This window comes from Mycobacterium sp. TH-M82, from assembly GCF_057473605.1.
The window spans coordinates 1-15,897 of the sequence record NZ_JBYCKY010000010.1 but is presented as its reverse complement, the minus strand read 5'-3'; the positions used below and the strand labels follow the sequence as shown (position 1 = coordinate 15,897).

The following is a 15,897-nucleotide window of genomic DNA, read 5'->3' as shown; positions in this document are numbered from 1 at the left end:
AAGTGCACCTGGAATCCTTCGGTCGATCCGCCGTGGCCGTCGTCGATCATCTGGCCCTTGAAGCCGATGTCGGCGACCTGGATGCGGGCACACGAATTCGGGCAGCCGTTGAGGTTAACGGTGACCGGGACGTCGAGCCGGTCATTGAGATCGTGCAGCCGTTTCTCTAGCTCGGGCACCAGAGTCTGGGCGCGCACCCGGGTTTCGGCAAACGACAGCTTGCAGAACTCGATCCCGGAGCAGGCCATGAGGTTCTTGCGCCAGCGCGACGGCGACGACGGCAGCCCGAGCGCGTCGAGGCCTGTCACCATGGCGTCCACTTTGTCGTCGGGCACGTCCAGAATGACCAGCTTCTGATACGGAGTGAACCTGGCCCGGTCCGAACCGGCGTGCTCCATCAGGTCGGCCACCGAGGACAAGATGGTGCCGGACACTCGCCCGGAGATCGGGGCGACCCCGACGGAGTTGAGCCGGTTCTTGAGCCGCTGCACGCCGACGTGGTCGATCGGGTGGGTAACCGGTTCGGGCGCCGGGCCGTCGATGAGGCTCCGCTTGAGGTATTCGGTTTCAAGAATTTCCCTGAACTTCTCGACACCCCAGTCCCTGATCAGGAACTTCAGCCGAGCCTTGGAGCGCAGCCGCCGGTAGCCGTAGTCGCGGAACACCGCCGTGACCGCCTCCCACACGTCGGGCACCTCGTGCAGTGGCACCCAGGCGCCGACGCGCTGGGCCAGCATCGGGTTGGTGGACAGACCGCCACCCACCCACAGATCCAGACCGGGGCCATGCTCGGGGTGGTTGACGCCGATGAACGCGACGTCATGCGTCTCGTGCGAAACGTCCTGCAGACCTGAGATCGCGGTCTTGTATTTGCGGGGCAGGTTGGCATACTCGGGATTGTCGATAAAGCGCCGCAGGATCTCCTCGATTGCCGGCGAGGGGTCGAGCACCTCATCCGGCGACTCTCCGGCCAACGGTGAACCGTGTATGCCGCGCGGGCAGTCACCGCACGCCTCGGTGGTTTGCAGCCCGACGACGCTGAGCCGCTGCCAGATCTCGGGAACCTTCTCGATCTCGATCCAATGGAACTGCACGTTTTCCCGATCCCCGATATCCGCGGTGTCGCGGGCGAATTCAGTCGAGATCTGACCTAGTGTGCGCAGTGTGACGGCCGACATCGGCTTGCCGTCGGAACGCACACGCATCATGAAGTACTTGGCCTCGATCGTGTCGATGTTCTCGTCGCCGGTCCACGTCCCGTCGTAGCCCTGCTCCCGCTGGGTGTACAGACCCATCCAGCGGAACCGCCCACGCAGATCGCCCTTGTCGATGCTGTCGAAACCTTGCTTGGCATAGACATTGAGAATGCGGTCCCGCACATTGAGCGGAGCATCGTCGCATTTCATCTGTTCGTTGTCGTTGAGCGGCTGGTGTTCACCCAGCGCCCACTGGCCCTCACTACGAGTCTTAGTGGCACGGGCTGTGGTCATGTGGACCCCCTCCTTAACAATGACTGCCGGCCGGTGCCAGGTGCAGCGAGTGGAACGACTCGCTGCGCCTGGCGCGCCCGGTAGACCTACTCAAGTCTGGATACGACTGGTCGGCACGGTTGGTACGAGCCAGGTGCCAATGATTCAGTTGGTTCCATAGGTCATGCACTCGATGGTTCACCGCCTGTGCTCTCGGCGGTAGCAGCCTTGCAGTTGTGACGTCACAACGTTTTGTTGTGGACGGCCTCGACACTTCGGCGGCGTTCTCCGCTATCCGGATGATCGGCATCGGAAACGCTCGAGGTATCGCAACGATGGTGCTACGAGGTCGGCACCACGACTCAGATTTAGGAAGTCGCCTTACATCCGCTCACCTCCGCGTAACGAACTGTTTACTTCGCGGCCCCTCGACGGTCGGATGTTCCGGCAACGCGTTCGGCTTGTCACGGCGCGCTGGCCGACATCCGATACGCTTGACGTCTGACGATTCGGGACCTGCTGTATCGGAAAGGCTTCTATGACTGCCACACCTGTTGTGCACGATGTCATCGTTATCGGCTCCGGGCCCGCTGGGTACACCGCGGCCATCTATGCGGCCCGGGCCCAGTTGGCGCCGGTGGTGTTCGAGGGGACATCGTTCGGCGGTGCTTTGATGACCACCACCGAGGTGGAGAACTACCCCGGATTCCGCGACGGCATCCTCGGTCCCGAGTTGATGGACCAGATGCGTGAGCAGGCACGCCGTTTCGGTGCGGATCTGCGGGCGGAGGACGTCGACTCGGTCGCGTTGGAAGGGCCGGTCAAATCGGTGATGAGCGCCGAGGGACAGACCTACCACTCACAAGCGGTCATCTTGGCGATGGGCGCGGCGGCGCGCTATCTGCATGTGCCCGGTGAACAGGAGTTGCTGGGGCGGGGTGTGAGCTCGTGTGCGACCTGCGACGGGTTCTTCTTCCGGGACCAGGACATCGCTGTGATTGGCGGCGGTGACTCGGCGATGGAGGAGGCCAGCTTCTTGACCCGATTCGCCCGTAGCGTGACGGTGGTGCATCGCCGCGAGGAGTTCCGGGCCTCCAAGATCATGCTGGAGCGAGCCCGTAGCAACGAGAAGATCCGCTTTGTCACCCATCACATCGTGGTCGCCGTCGACGGTGATGACAAGGTCACCGGACTCCGGTTGCGCGACACCATTACTGGCGCGGAAACCACCATGGCGGTATCCGGGATGTTCGTTGCGATCGGCCACGACCCGCGGTCAGAGCTGGTCCGTGATGTCATCGACGTCGACCCTGATGGCTACGTCTTGACCCGGCAACCCTCCACCAGCACCTCGGTGGAGGGGGTGTTCGCCGCCGGGGATCTGGTGGACCGTGACTATCGACAGGCGGTGACCGCGGCAGGCACCGGCTGCGCGGCGGCGATCGACGCCGAACGCTGGCTGGCGGAATCGGCGACGGCCGCTGCGGATACCACAATCACTACTGAAGACACCGACCTGATGGGAGCATCCAGATGACCGAGACCGACAACACCGGCGCCACCGTGGCAGTCTCCGATACTTCGTTTGCTTCGGATGTCTTGTCCAGCAACAAGCCTGTGCTGGTTGACTTCTGGGCTACCTGGTGCGGACCGTGCAAAATGGTGGCCCCGGTGCTCGAAGAGATTGCGGCCGAAAAGGCCGGCCAGCTCACCGTAGCCAAGCTAGATGTCGACGCCAACCCGCGGACTGCGCATGATTTCCAGGTTGTCTCAATTCCCACGTTGATCCTGTTCAAAGATGGCCAACCGGTCAAACGCATCGTCGGCGCGAAGGGCAAAGCGGCATTGCTCCGCGAAATCTCCGACGTCGTCTAAGAGTAACCCTGGGTGTCGTACCGGACGGGCGTCCACGCAAAACACCACCGTAGCCCGCGGCCGTGAGGCGGATGGAGATTGGTTGACGGTCCGACACTGCTAGTTCAGTGAACTAACGCTGGGAATGCACTGGAGGTCTGGTTGGTACGTGAATGCCGTGCTGCTCGCTGCGTTCAGCGGGAGGGCCGGGCCCACCTCGACGGTCAGGCGTGAATGTGCTGCTCATCCATCGTGCAGGTCCGCCGGCCACCGCCCGAGCCGACTGCTGGGCTACTGGACGATCCCTGAATGGTGTCTGACGAGTTGAAATCAACAGCCAACTGGCAGATTACAAGGGGCGCCAGCAGCCACCGGCTCGGTTACCGTGGCCGTTGGTATTTTTCAATCATGAGGAGGCTACATGGGCCGCGGGCATCGAATCGTCGACTGGAACCCCGATGACGTCGTTGCGTGGGAGGCTGGCAACAAGAAGATCGCGCAGCGCAATCTGCTGTGCATGATGGCCGCCGATCACGTCGCCTTCTCGATCTGGGCGCTCTGGTCGGTGATGGTGCTGTTCATGCCCGCTTCGGTGTACGGTTTTTCGGCCGCCGACAAACTGCTGCTGGGCGCCACCGCCACGTTGTCCGGGGCATGTTTGCGCATTCCCTACACGTTGGGTATCGCGAGGTTCAGTGGCCGCAACTGGACCACGTTTGCCGCGCTGGTGTTGCTGATCCCGGCCGTAGGAACCATTGTGCTGCTGGCCAACCCCGGCCTGCCGTTGTGGATGTACGTGGTGTGCGCGGCACTGACCGGGTGCGGTGGCGCCAACTATGCAGCGTCGCTGGCCAACGTCAACGCCTTCTACCCACAGCGGCTCAAGGGCTTTGCACTTGGGGTCACTGCCGGCATCGGCAACCTCGGGGTAGCGGGTGTCCAGGTGGTAGGACTGGTGGTGCTCGCGGTGGCCGGGAACCGGCAGCCGTACTGGGTGTGTGCGGTCTACTTGCTGCTGCTCGTGGTCGTCGCGATCGCGGCGGCACTGTTCATGGACAATCTGGAGCACGGCATCGAAGTGGCCACCATGCGGTCGGTGCTGTTCGAGCGCGACACCTGGGTGCTGGCAACGCTTTACATCGGCACCTTCGGTACCTTCATCGGGTTCTCGTTCGCGTTCGCGCAGGTGCTGCAGATGAACTTCATCGCGAGTGGGCAGAGTGCCGCGGCGGCATCGCTGCACGCAGCCCAGTTCGCCTTCATCGGGCCGCTGCTGGGGGCGCTGTCCCGAATCTACGGCGGCCGGTTGGCTGACCGCTTCGGCGGCGGCCGTGTCACCCTGGCCGTGTACGCCGGCATGATCGCGGCAACCGCGGTGCTGGCCAGCGTCAGCACCCATGACGACCACACGCCTGGCGCCAGAACTACTGCCACCATGGCAGGCATTGTCGTTTGTCTCCTCATGTTGTTCTTCTTGGCCGGGCTCGGCAAAGGCTCGGTTTTCAAGCTGATCCCGGCGGTCATCGAGGCGCGCGGCCACACGCTCGACGTCAGCGACGCCGAACGTCGTCATTGGTCACGTAACATGTCGGGAGCGCTGATCGGGTTCGCCGCTGCAACCGGCGCGCTCGGTGGCGTCGGTGTGGACCTGGTGCTGCGGCAGTCCTACCAGAGCACCGGCTCAGGCACGACGGCGTTCTGGATCTTCCTGGCGGTATACATCGTCGCGGGGTTGGTCACCTGGACAATGTATGTGCGGCGCCCATTCGCCGGCAGCTCGAGCGCGGCGGTTACCCAGGGCGCCACGGTGTCGCCAGATCATGGTGGACTTGTTCGACCTTCGGTTCCGGAGCCGGCGGAACTTTGACGAGGGATGCCCGTCACGAGTCGAACGGCTCTACCGCGGTTGACGGATACGACAAGATCCCGCTTACACCGCCCCCGTCTGGGCGACTGCGCGTCTCGGCGACACGTAGCGCGACCAGGTCAATACCGCGCCGCCCACATAGCACATCGAGAAGACCCAGAATGCCGGTGTCTCGGTTCCGGTGCTCTCATAGGACTGTCGCAGCGCCACGTTGATCCCCACACCGCCAAGCGTCCCGAACGCGCCGGCGAAGCCGATCAACGCTCCCGACCGAACGCGTGCCCAGTCGAGACGCTCGGCGGCACTGAGGTTCAGCGCAATGGCTCGCGCTTCGAAGACCGACGGGATCAGCTTGAAAACCGATCCGCTGCCCAACCCGGACAGACTGAACAGCGCGATAAAGCCGACGACGTAACCACCCATCGTCATGGCCGTCACATTGCCACCGGCCCTCCGGGCGAGGTCGTCGTGGGTGCTGACGGCGATGAGAAACCCGCCCGCCAGGACCATGGCAGCCAAAACGCTGATCGTGACCCGCCCCCCACCGAAGCGGTCGCTCAACCTACCGCCGACGACCCGACCGGCCGCCCCCAACACCGGCCCGATGAACGCAATCTCAGCGGCATGCAGCGATGCCTGCGCGTTAGTTTGCCCGGCGGCCATGAAGTTGTGCTGGAGCAACTGGCCGAAAGCAAACGCGAAACCTAGGAACGACCCGAAGCAGCACAGGTAGAGAAATGAGATTCCCCACGAGTCAGCCAGCGGCAAGATGGCTTTCAGGTGCGTCATGTCGATGCGGTAGTCGAGGTTGTCCATGAACAACGCCGCGCCGAGCGCGCCAACGGCCAGCAGCACCAGATAGATCGCGCATACCCAATAGGGCGCCTGGCCACCGGCAGTGGCCAGCACCACGAGTCCGACCGCCTGGACGGACGCCGACCCGAGGTTGGCGATTCCGCCCGTGAGCCCCAGCGCAAAGCCCTTGAGCCGCTGCGGGTAAAACACCTCCGCATTGGCCAGCGACGCCGAGTAGTTGCCGGCGCCTAATCCGTTCAACGCAGCGCACACTAGGTAGGGCCACAACGGCCAGCCGGGATGGGCCAACAGCACGATCGCCCCAACGGTCGGGACCAGCAGTATCACCGACGAGAACGTCGCCCAGTTGCGGCAGCCGAACCTGGCGTTGGCCATCGGGTAGAACATCCGCGCGACCGCTCCCACCAGGGATGCGACGGCGCCCACCAGCAGCTTGTCGCCGGTCGAGAACCCGTAGACGGACTCCGGCATGAACAGCACCATCACCGACCACAAGGACCAGATCGAAAAGGCGACATGAGAAGTCACGATCGACCAGATCAGGTTGCGCCGGGCGAGGACGTTGTTGCCGGCATCCCAGGCCACGCCGTCTTCTGGATTCCAGTCTGCGATACGTTGACTATGCGCCGTATAGGCCTTCACTTCTCCAGCTTAGCGGCTGCGTCCTGCAGCAAGACGGGGTTATTGGCCAGCGGTGACGTTTTCGGTGTTGTCAGCCAGATTTTTGACCGCTACGGGGTCATTGTCGGTGACCCCGACTTTCGACGCACCACCGGGTGAACCGAGGTCGGTGAAGAAGTCGGCGTTGATCTGGTGATATTGGCTCCACTCGTCGGGCAGGTCATCCTCGTAGTAGATGGCCTCGACCGGGCAGACCGGCTCGCAGGCGCCGCAGTCGACACACTCGTCGGGTTGGATGTAGAGCATTCGCGTGCCCTCGTAGATGCAATCGACCGGGCATTCATCGATGCACGACTTGTCCTTGACGTCGACACACGGTTCGGTGATCACATATGTCACAACCGTCTCCTTTCGCTGTTGCTATGCAAGAGAACCAATAGGGCGTCTTCAGCCGACGGGAATCAGCCGTGGCTGACCCGCAGCAGCTCGGGCAGGCTGGGCAGTTTGACGCGAGGCCTGCCGAGCTGCTCACCCGCCGACCGCTCGTAGTCGTTGATTCGTTTCCAGTGCGCGTCGGTGACGAGTTTGGGTTGGCGCGAGGCGAGCCAATCGGCCAGTTTGTCGGCGTGGTCGGCCGAGAAATCGGCCAGTCCGGAGCGCCCGGGATCAGCCAGGTCGTAGAGCAGCGTGTTGACGGTGTCCTGGGAATCCTTTTTGTTGGTGCCGATCACCCCGGTGGGCCCGCGCTTGATCCAGCCGACGACGTATTCGTTGCGGCTGCTCGCCACCCGGCCGGCACTGTTGGGGATAGTACCGCTCCTGTCGTCAAACGGCAGCCCCGGTGCGGGCACGCCGCGGTAGCCGACCGAGCGCACCACCAACTGGACGGGCAGCTTGTCGCGAAACCCGGTGTCCTTGGCCACCACCCGCCCGGTGTCGTCGCTGACCAGCTCGTTGCACCCAAGCACTATCTGCTCGACTTTCTCGTTGCCGGTGATCTGGATGGGGGATGTCAGGAACCGGAATACGATGCGACGATTCCCGGGATGCGGTGCGCGACCCGCATAGTCCCGCAGCACCTTGATATTCTGCGCGGCCGTCTTGCCGGCCGCCGCCGCATCGTCGTCACTGATGTCTTCCAGCTGTGCCGGATCGACGATGACGTCGACCCCTTCCAGCTCGCCAAGCTCGCGCAGCTCCAGCGTGGTGAATGCGCTCTCCAGCGGGCCGCGCCGACCGATGACCACGACCTCCTGTACGCCGCGGGGGCGCAGGGACTCCAGCGCGTGGTCGGCGATATCGGTGCGGGCCAGCACGTCGGGGTCGGTGACCAAGATCCGGGCCACATCGATGGCGACGTTGCCATTGCCCACCACAACGGCGCGACCGTTGGAGAGGTCAGGTGACATGGTGCAAAACCGCGGGTGCGCGTTGTACCAGCCCACGAAATCCACGGCAGCGATACTGCCTGGCAGCTGTTCACCGGGAATGCCCAACGACCGGTCCGACTGCGCCCCAACCGCATAGATCACGGCGTCGTAGCGCTCGGCCAGTTCGGCAGCGCTGACATGCTCACCCACCGCGACGTTGCCGAAGAACCGGAAGCGGGGGTCGGCGGCAGTCTTTTCGAAGGTTTTACTGATCGACTTGATCTTGGGGTGGTCGGGCGCGACACCCGAGCGCACCAGACCCCACGGTGTGGGGAGCATCTCGATCATGTCCACCGCGACGTCGAGGTCCGCCGCGGAGTCGGCGGCCTTCAGCAGCGACGCTGCGGCAAAGAATCCCGAAGGGCCGGAGCCGACGATCGCGACGTAGTACGGACGGGTCATGGTTTCGATGTTGCTGGGCTTGCTGGGTTACCGGTAGAGGTCTCGATGTTGTGAAGCCACAAGGACTCGTTGTGACTTCCGCCGGGCCGGGGGGAACACCGCACCCGGTAAACAGTCGCGCCCGGCTGTGCTTCGGCCGCGGGAACCCATCTTGGCCGTCGCCGGAGCAAAATGACTGCGCAGCCGTTTTCCGGCACGCTTCGAGCATTCGTCCAGCTTAAAATGCATAGGCAGTATAGGGCGTCATCCGTGGGAATCACTTCCATGGGAATCGCAGAGGACGCAACGGCGGGTCCACCCGTAGTTGGTGGACGGTGCGCTGCTGTTGGGATCAGGACAAAGTCGGCGAAGGGTGCGTAGCGATGGATTTCGGGGTGTTGCCGCCGGAGGTCAACTCCGGTCGGATGTATGCCGGTGCAGGGCCGGGGCCGATGCTGGCCGCCGCGGCGGCCTGGGATGGGCTGGCCGCTCAGTTGCACGACACGGCGGCGTCCTACGGGTCGGTGGTTGCCGGGTTGGCGCAGCAGTGGCGGGGTCCGTCGTCGGCGGCGATGGCGGCCGCGGCCGCGCCGTATGCGGCATGGGTGAGTGCCACCGCCACGCAGGCTCAGGGCACCGCTATGCGGGCCAGGGTGGCGGCAGCGGCCTATGAGACTGCGTTCGCGGCGACGGTGCCCCCACCGGTGATCGCGGCCAACCGTGCCCAGTTGACGGCGCTGATCGCGACGAACTTTTTTGGTTTGAACACGCCGGCGATCATGGCCACCGAGGCCCAGTACGCCGAGATGTGGGCCCAGGATGCGGCCGCCATGTACGGCTATGCCGGATCGTCGGCGACCGCCACGCAAGTGACGCCGTTCAGCCCGCCGCCGCAGACCACCAACCCGGCGGGGACCGCCGCGCAAGCCACCGCGGTCGCCCAGGTCGCTGGCACGCACGCCTCGGCGTTGCCGCAGTTGATGTCTGCTGTGCCGCAGTCGCTGCACAGCCTGACAACGCCCATTGCGGCTGCGGCTCCCACAGCGCAGGGGGCTGGCGACTTCATCACCGGGCCGTTATCGCCGTTGTCGTTGTTCACTCTTGTCGGGCTCCCTGGTCTTCTCGGCGTACAGGGTTATCTGCTGCCCCAAGCCGCTGCGAATCTGACCAGCGCGTCGGAGAAGGTGGCCAAAATCCCGTCGGACAAGCTGCCCTGGCCGTTCACTGCCCCGGCTTCGCCGGCTGCGGAATCGCTGGAGGACGGGCTGGGTTCGGGCGCTCGTGTGGTCAGCTCGACCGGCGTGGGCCAGGTTGCGGCGGGTCGCGCCGGCATGATCGGGGGCTTGTCGGTGCCGCAAGGTTGGGCGTCGGCCGCCCCGGCGATCAGGGCGGCCGCTGCGATGTTGCCGGAAAGCAGCCTCGGTGCGGCCGCAGCGGGGATTGCGACAGATGGCCAGGCAAGCCTTGTGAGCAATATGGCCCTGTCCGGCCTGGCCGGGCGGGCCATCGCGGGTACCGGCGGTTCCGCCGCCCGACCCACGGGCACGAGGGGCGCCACCAGTGGCAAAGAGGCTGCTGCTGCCCGAGAAGTCGCCCTGACCGCGAACATCTTTGTGATACACGAGGCCGACAAATGACCACCGCCAGCGCGGCCGCGATTAGTCAGGCAATCCAATCAAGGAGTCTAACAATGGATTATGGAGCCTTACCGCCCGAGGTCAACTCCGCTCGCATGTATGCCGGCACGGGCGCGGGATCGATGCTAGCCGCCGCTGCGGCCTGGGATGGGCTAGCCGCCGAGCTGCGCTCAACCGCGTCGGTGTACTCCTCGGTGATCTCGGGGCTGACCACCACGTGGCTGGGTCCGGCATCGGCGAGCATGGCGGCCGCGGCCGCGCCGTATGCGGCGTGGCTGACCACCACCGCCGCCCAGGCCGAGGACACCGCTATGAAAGCCAGGGCAGCCGCAGCCGCGTACCAGACCGCGCTTGCGGCCACGGTGCCCCCGCCGGTGATAGCAGCAAACCGCGCTGCACTGGCGTCGCTGACTGCGACCAACATCTTCGGTCTGAACACCGCGGCGATCGCGGCCAACGAAGCCCAATACGCCAGCATGTGGGCCCAGGATGCCGCTGCCATGTACGGCTACGCCGGCCAATCCGCGGCCGCTTCCCAGGTGAGTCCGTTCGCTGCGGCGCCGCAAACCACCAATCCGACCGCTACGGCGGGCCTAGCTGCCGCGGCTGCCCACAACGTCGCCACGTCGGCCGCGACGAACATCCAGTCGGTCTTGTCGCAGCTGACGTCGGCGACACCGGGCACGCTGCAAAGCCTGGCAGCACCCCTCCAGGCCGGTGATCCGGTCACCGCGCTCAATGTCCTCGACAGCCTGAACTCATCTCCGTTGGCAACGATCGCCGGGTATCTGGAGCTGATTCCGAAAACGATCCTGCCGGTTAATGACGTCCTGATCAATACCATCATGGGCTTGGTGATCGGTGGCCGGGCCGTCTCAGATGTGGTTGTCGGTGCCGGCAGCGGGGCGGGATCGGCTCTGGCGGCTGGGCTCGGTTCGGGTGGGTCTGCGCTGGGGTCAGTGGGTTTGGCTGGAGCCGGGCCGGCGGTATCGGCGGCGACGGCGGTGTCGGCCGGTGTCGGCCAAGCCGGTTCTGCCGGCGGGTTGGCGGTTCCGCCGAGCTGGGCTGCGGCCACCCCGGCGATCAAGACGGTTGCTGCGGTGTTGTCCGGCGCCGGGCACGGTGTCGTCCCGGCGGCCACGGTCAGCCAGGGAAGTCTCTACAGCGGAATGGCTTCTGTCGGCATGGTCGGAGGCGTGCTCGGCGGCGCAGTCCCTCGCGCCGTAACCGGCGCCGGCATCAAGGGGGGCAGCGTCAAGGTAAAAGATCTCAAAGACAGTGAGCCGTCCCCTAACCTGCAACGCATCGTGGCGGAGATGGCGGAAAACCCAGAGAGCGTTCAACACTGGCACACCGACTCCGAACACCTCGACGGCCTGCTCGCCGAACTGCAGCAACAGCCAGGCATTCACGCGGTACACGTGTCCAAAAATGGCCAGCGGCAGTCGCCATCACCGACAGCACAGTCGATCTAGGACGCGGCTGGACGATAGCCAGAGCAGGTCGCCGTGACACTGCTCGGGGTTCCCGGTCCTCGCCTCCCCGCGGGCCATTTGCGCGTGCCGATGTGGCTGAGCAGATCTCGTATCGCACCAGCGGGTGGGGTACGCCCACCAACCCAGATGGCACGCAGCTGGCGCCGCAGATCCAATTTGGGGACTGTGACGGCGCATAGCCGGCCTACTGACAGGTCATCGGCCACCGCCAGTCGACTCATCACCGCCGGCCCCGCGCCGGCAAGGACCGCAGCGCGTATGGCTGCAGGGGAATGCAATTCGAGCGCTGAGGGCGCTTGCTGCATATCGTCGCCCAGGGCGTGACGTAGGGCCACTGTGAGTGAATCGCGTATGCCAGAGGGCGGTTCGCGGGTTACCAGGGGCGTTCGCGCAAGTTCGGCCGCGCTGACGACTCGCGACGGCCGAGCCCACTTGTGATGTTGTGGCACGACGACCACCAGTTCGTCGTGCGCCACGACACAGTTTCCTAATCCTTTGGGCAGGCCAGGGTTTTCGACGAAGCCGAGGTCGGCGGTGCCGTCACGAACCGAGGCGATTGTGTGCTCGCAGTTGGTGGCGTTGAGAATGACCTGGGGGGCGGCGTTACCCCGATTCCGGGCAGCGATTCGCATGGATACCAACCAGTTGGGCACCAGCTGTTCAGCGATCGTCTGACTGGCCATGACCGTTAGGCGCTGATGGCTTGCCTCTCGCAGCGAGCTGAGCCACACGTCGACCTCGTGGGCAACGTCCAACAGGCCCGCTACCCGCTCGGCGACCAGAACACCGGCAGGAGTGAGCTGTGATCCGCGAGTTGTGCGAACAGCCAACCGGACACCGATCTGAGCTTCCATCGATGCCAGCCGAGCCGACACAGCTTGTTGGGTCAACCCGAGCTCGCGTGCGGCGCCGCCGAGACTGCCTGCCTGGGCGACGGCCAGAAAGATTTCGAACGCACCGAGTTCGGGCATTCGTGAACTAAGCGGCATACCCAACCAAAGCACAACTCTGGGTTGCGTGCACCAGCAAAGGCCGTGTTGACAGTTGGCGCACAACACATCTGCAGGCCACCCGAAGCCAGAGGGTGTCCTATGTCACGCTGAGCACATCACTCCCCGAAATGCGCGGGACACTGTGTGGACGTCGACGCAGCCAAAGACGGTGAATTCACAAAATCGAAACTCCTGCCGCCAGTCGACTGGGCCGAGAATCATCAGCGGCTGTTGTGGCGCAAGGACGTCCGCGGGTCAAGCTGCCGAGTGTGGCCGAGCTACTGCGGCTCGGGCACAGCCACATTCGTGGCGGCGACCATGCCGCGCCGACCTTCCGGGCCGGTACTTGGTGCGTTATGCTCTCTTTGAAACGCAGGGTCAGAACTTTCGGATCTCAAAGTGGAGACGCAATGCGCGTGATGAAGCTGTTTTCGGCCTGTGCGACCACCATGATCGGTCTGGCCGGTGCTGCGTACGCTGATGACGACACCCGAGACGCTGATTTTCTCGAGGTGCTGCATAACGTGGGTATCGGGTATGCGAGCGAGGACGACGTTATCGCCAGCGGTAAAGCGGTTTGTTCCTACATAGCGGGAGGACATACCCCTAACGAAACTGCGCAAACCATCGAAAATGAAAATCCGAAACTCTCGCCGAAGCAGGTTCTTCAGTTCATGGAGCTTGCACGAGCAGTGTACTGCCCACCGCCGCCCTTGGGCGGCGGTGGCGGCGGCTAGCTGACCGGAGGCCGGAAGCGGCGGGTGTGACTTGTGCTCATCCCCAGGCCGACTGGTTTGCGGCCAACTCTTCTTGCCATTGCGGCGGGAGCGGCAGCGGATCCGGATCTGTGCGCCTTCGGGTGTTGTGGGCCAAGGCCGATGCCAGCCAGCCACTGGGCATCACCAGGGCGGCCACTGGCCGCTCCCCATCCTTGTTGTCGTCTTTCTTGTCGTCATCGCCGTCGTGGCGATCGGTCACGCCGCTCAGCGCGCCTCGCCCGGACATCGTGCCCATCATCGACTCTTGTAACGCTGTTCCCGGTGGCAGTCCGACGGCGACCGTCGGGGCGGCAGCGGCGTTGGTGGCCGTCAGAGATATCGCCACCGGCTCGGTGCCCGCGACGGCCCCCGCGGCGGCCGTAGCCCAGCTCGGTGGCACCGACATCGCCCCGATCGAGGACGCCTGGCCCAGCCCCGGCCCGAACACCTGCCCCGGCCCCGCGGATGGCCCGAGCAATTCCGCGAGCGGCCCGAGCAATCCCGCTTTCCCCAGACCTCCGAGCGCGTTTGCCCCGCCGGCCCCGAACAGGGCATTCTGCGGCCCCAGCCCCTCGAAGGTGGTGTAGCCCGCGATCATGCCGCGCACGACAAATTCCCTGAAATACCCGAAAGCGTTCGTGCCGATGGTGTAAAAGGCCGTAGTGTAGCCCAACGGGACGTTTGTACTGTCTCCCACCGCCTGATTGATCCAGCCTAAGCCTTGCTCGGTTAAACCGCCACGAGGGGAGTCCAGAAACGCCATCAGCTTCGACCAAAGCGACGCGAGGGTCTGGCCGTGGGTAGCGTTGGTCGCGGCCGCCTCAGCGACCGCACCGGCCTGCGCGCCGAGGCCGGCCGGGTTGGTGGTCGGTGGCGGCTCGTGAAACGGTGTCAGCGTGCCCGCCGAGGACGAGCTATGGACATACCCGTACATCGCGGTCGCGTCTTGCGCCCACATCTCGGCGTAGTGAGCCTCGGTGGCCGTGATCGCGGGGGTGTTCTGTCCGAAGAAGTTGGTGGCGACCAACGCCGCCAGCAATGCCCGGTTGGCCGCGATCACCGGCGGAGGCACGGTGGCGGCAAACGCGGCCTCGTAGGCCGCCGCCGCCGCCTTTGCCTGCATCGCGGTCCGCTCGGCCAGCGTTGAGCTGGCCTGCAGCCACGCCGCATAGGGAGCCGCCGCACTCGCCATGACCGCCGCGGCCGGGCCCGACCACTCCTCGCTGGTCAGTCCCGAGACCACCGAGGCGTAACCGACCGCGGCTGACTCCAGTTCGCCGGCCAGCGTGTCCCACGCCGCCGCGGCCGCCAGCATCGGTCCTGCCCCGGGGCCGGAGTACATCCGCCCGGAGTTGATCTCCGGGGGAAGCAATGCGAAATCCATCAGGGTTTCTCGTCCTCGAGAAAGTAGGGTGCAGTCCGGTCAGCCGGCCGCGGGCGACCGGGGCACCACAGCGCGTCGGCGCGAAACCGCGCGGGCGGTCGCGCCACCAAGACCCCGCCCGGCCAGTGTTCCCAGCATGGTCTCGCCGAACGCTCCACCCGGGAGGCCGCCGACGACGGCCGGGACGGCAGGCGCGCTGCTGACCGGCAGGGTGAAGGAGGCGGGAGTGATCGCCGAGGCGGGCATCGCCCAGGTCGGCGGCACTGACAAGGCGCCGATCTTGATCGCCTGGCCCAGGCCCGCGCTCAGCCCTGAGCCGTGCAAGCTCGTCAGCCCTGCTCCGCCGAAGCTCAACGCCGCCGGTCCTACGAACGGCGGGTTGAGCGTTTCGAAGATGCCCGCGGGGTTTTCCGCAATCCACGTCAACAAGCCGACCCCGTTGTTGGCGTTGCTGAGGGCGTTTGCCATATCGGCCCAGGCGGCTGTGCCGTTGCCGAAGATTTGTGCCCCGTAACCGGTCGTCTGGTTGAGTAAACCGTCGCCGTTGACGAGGTCGCCATCGCCCAGTATCTGTTGCAGCCACGACGGCAGGCTCGATCCGGCGCTACTACCGGCGGCCTGGGCAACCGCGGCGGATTGGGCGCTCTGCCCGGCCGGGTTGGTGTTCTGCGGCGGTTGGCTGAACGGGGTGAGCCCGGAGGCGGCCGCCGACGAACGGGTATAGCCGTGCATCGCAGTCGCGTCTTGGGCCCACATCTGCGCGTACTGGCGCTCGGTCTCCCCTATCGCCGCGCTGTACTGCCCGAAGTAGTTGTGCGCGATCAGCGCCGACAACAAAGACCGGTTGGCCGCGATCGCCGGCGGTGGCACGTGAGCAGCCAGCGCAGACGCGTGAGCGCTCGCGGCGGCCTTGGCTTGGCCGGCCGTCTGCTCGGCCGCAACCGCGGTGTTGCACAACCAGGCGACATACGGTTGGGCGGCGGCCGCCATCGCCATTGACGACGGGCCTGTCCACCGTTCGGTGGTCAATCTCGAGATCACTGAGCTGTATTGCGCTGCCGCGGAATGCAATTGGTTGGCCAGCGCGTCCCAGGCCGCCGAGGCGGATAACAGCGACTCCGCTCCGGGCCCGCTATACATGCGCCCCGAGTTGATCTCCGGCGGCAACAAACTGTAATCAAGAAACATCGTG

The 15,897-nt window shown here is 65.0% G+C and carries 12 protein-coding genes and 1 pseudogene; 6 read left to right on the top strand and 7 right to left on the bottom strand.

Annotated features, from left to right (window positions below):
* Window positions 1-1,490, bottom strand: a 1,490-nt coding sequence (locus tag AC2VON_RS00285) for a nitrite/sulfite reductase (protein ID WP_486951153.1), incomplete at its 3' end; no start/stop codon positions are given.
* A gap of 517 nt (window positions 1,491-2,007) precedes the next feature.
* Between AC2VON_RS00285 and trxB the strand changes: the two genes are divergently transcribed.
* The 3 genes from trxB to AC2VON_RS00270 all read left to right on the top strand — a co-directional run bounded on the left by trxB (window position 2,008) and on the right by AC2VON_RS00270 (window position 5,190).
* Window positions 2,008-3,006, top strand: a complete 999-nt coding sequence (trxB, locus tag AC2VON_RS00280; protein WP_486951152.1) for a thioredoxin-disulfide reductase — start codon at window positions 2,008-2,010, stop codon at window positions 3,004-3,006.
* Window positions 3,003-3,344 (top strand): thioredoxin, encoded by a 342-nt coding sequence (gene trxA / locus AC2VON_RS00275; protein ID WP_486951151.1) that lies wholly within the window; start codon window positions 3,003-3,005, stop codon window positions 3,342-3,344. Before trxB ends, trxA begins: the two co-directional genes overlap by 4 nt.
* Before the next feature lie 400 nt (window positions 3,345-3,744).
* Window positions 3,745-5,190 (top strand): MFS transporter, encoded by a 1,446-nt coding sequence (locus AC2VON_RS00270; protein ID WP_486951150.1) that lies wholly within the window; start codon window positions 3,745-3,747, stop codon window positions 5,188-5,190.
* 63 nt (window positions 5,191-5,253) lie between these two features.
* Here AC2VON_RS00270 and AC2VON_RS00265 read toward each other — a convergent pair whose 3' ends face one another.
* The 3 genes from AC2VON_RS00265 to AC2VON_RS00255 all read right to left on the bottom strand — a co-directional run bounded on the left by AC2VON_RS00265 (window position 5,254) and on the right by AC2VON_RS00255 (window position 8,459).
* The gene (locus AC2VON_RS00265) at window positions 5,254-6,648 is read right to left on the bottom strand and encodes an MFS transporter (RefSeq protein ID WP_486951149.1); all 1,395 of its coding nucleotides are present in this window, start codon (window positions 6,646-6,648) and stop codon (window positions 5,254-5,256) included.
* Window positions 6,649-6,687: 39 nt separating this feature from the next.
* A complete protein-coding gene (gene fdxA / locus AC2VON_RS00260; RefSeq protein ID WP_486951148.1) occupies window positions 6,688-7,026 on the bottom strand; it encodes a ferredoxin in 339 nt (112 codons plus the stop codon).
* Between the two features lie 62 nt (window positions 7,027-7,088).
* Complete coding sequence (locus tag AC2VON_RS00255) at window positions 7,089-8,459, bottom strand: FAD-dependent oxidoreductase (RefSeq protein ID WP_486951147.1); 1,371 nt, start codon at window positions 8,457-8,459, stop codon at window positions 7,089-7,091.
* A gap of 362 nt (window positions 8,460-8,821) precedes the next feature.
* Between AC2VON_RS00255 and AC2VON_RS00250 the strand changes: the two genes are divergently transcribed.
* Together AC2VON_RS00250 and AC2VON_RS00245 are read left to right on the top strand one after the other, a co-directional pair.
* Window positions 8,822-10,075 (top strand): PPE family protein, encoded by a 1,254-nt coding sequence (locus AC2VON_RS00250; protein WP_486951146.1) that lies wholly within the window; start codon window positions 8,822-8,824, stop codon window positions 10,073-10,075.
* A gap of 53 nt (window positions 10,076-10,128) precedes the next feature.
* Window positions 10,129-11,550 carry a PPE family protein gene (locus tag AC2VON_RS00245; RefSeq protein ID WP_486951145.1) on the top strand — a complete coding sequence of 474 codons (1,422 nt, stop codon included), beginning with the start codon at window positions 10,129-10,131 and terminating at the stop codon, window positions 11,548-11,550.
* Between the two features lie 80 nt (window positions 11,551-11,630).
* Here the strand turns inward: AC2VON_RS00245 and AC2VON_RS00240 are convergent.
* Window positions 11,631-12,560 (bottom strand): annotated as a pseudogene (locus AC2VON_RS00240) (LysR family transcriptional regulator); the annotation flags it as partial.
* Between the two features lie 272 nt (window positions 12,561-12,832).
* Here AC2VON_RS00240 and AC2VON_RS00235 point away from each other — a divergent pair.
* Window positions 12,833-13,300, top strand: a complete 468-nt coding sequence (locus AC2VON_RS00235) for a DUF732 domain-containing protein (protein ID WP_486951144.1) — start codon at window positions 12,833-12,835, stop codon at window positions 13,298-13,300.
* 37 nt (window positions 13,301-13,337) lie between these two features.
* Here AC2VON_RS00235 and AC2VON_RS00230 read toward each other — a convergent pair whose 3' ends face one another.
* Window positions 13,338-14,705 carry a PPE family protein gene (locus AC2VON_RS00230; RefSeq protein WP_486951143.1) on the bottom strand — a complete coding sequence of 456 codons (1,368 nt, stop codon included), beginning with the start codon at window positions 14,703-14,705 and terminating at the stop codon, window positions 13,338-13,340.
* 39 nt (window positions 14,706-14,744) lie between these two features.
* Window positions 14,745-15,897: PPE family protein (locus tag AC2VON_RS00225; protein ID WP_486951142.1), on the bottom strand; the 1,153-nt coding region annotated here is incomplete at its 5' end.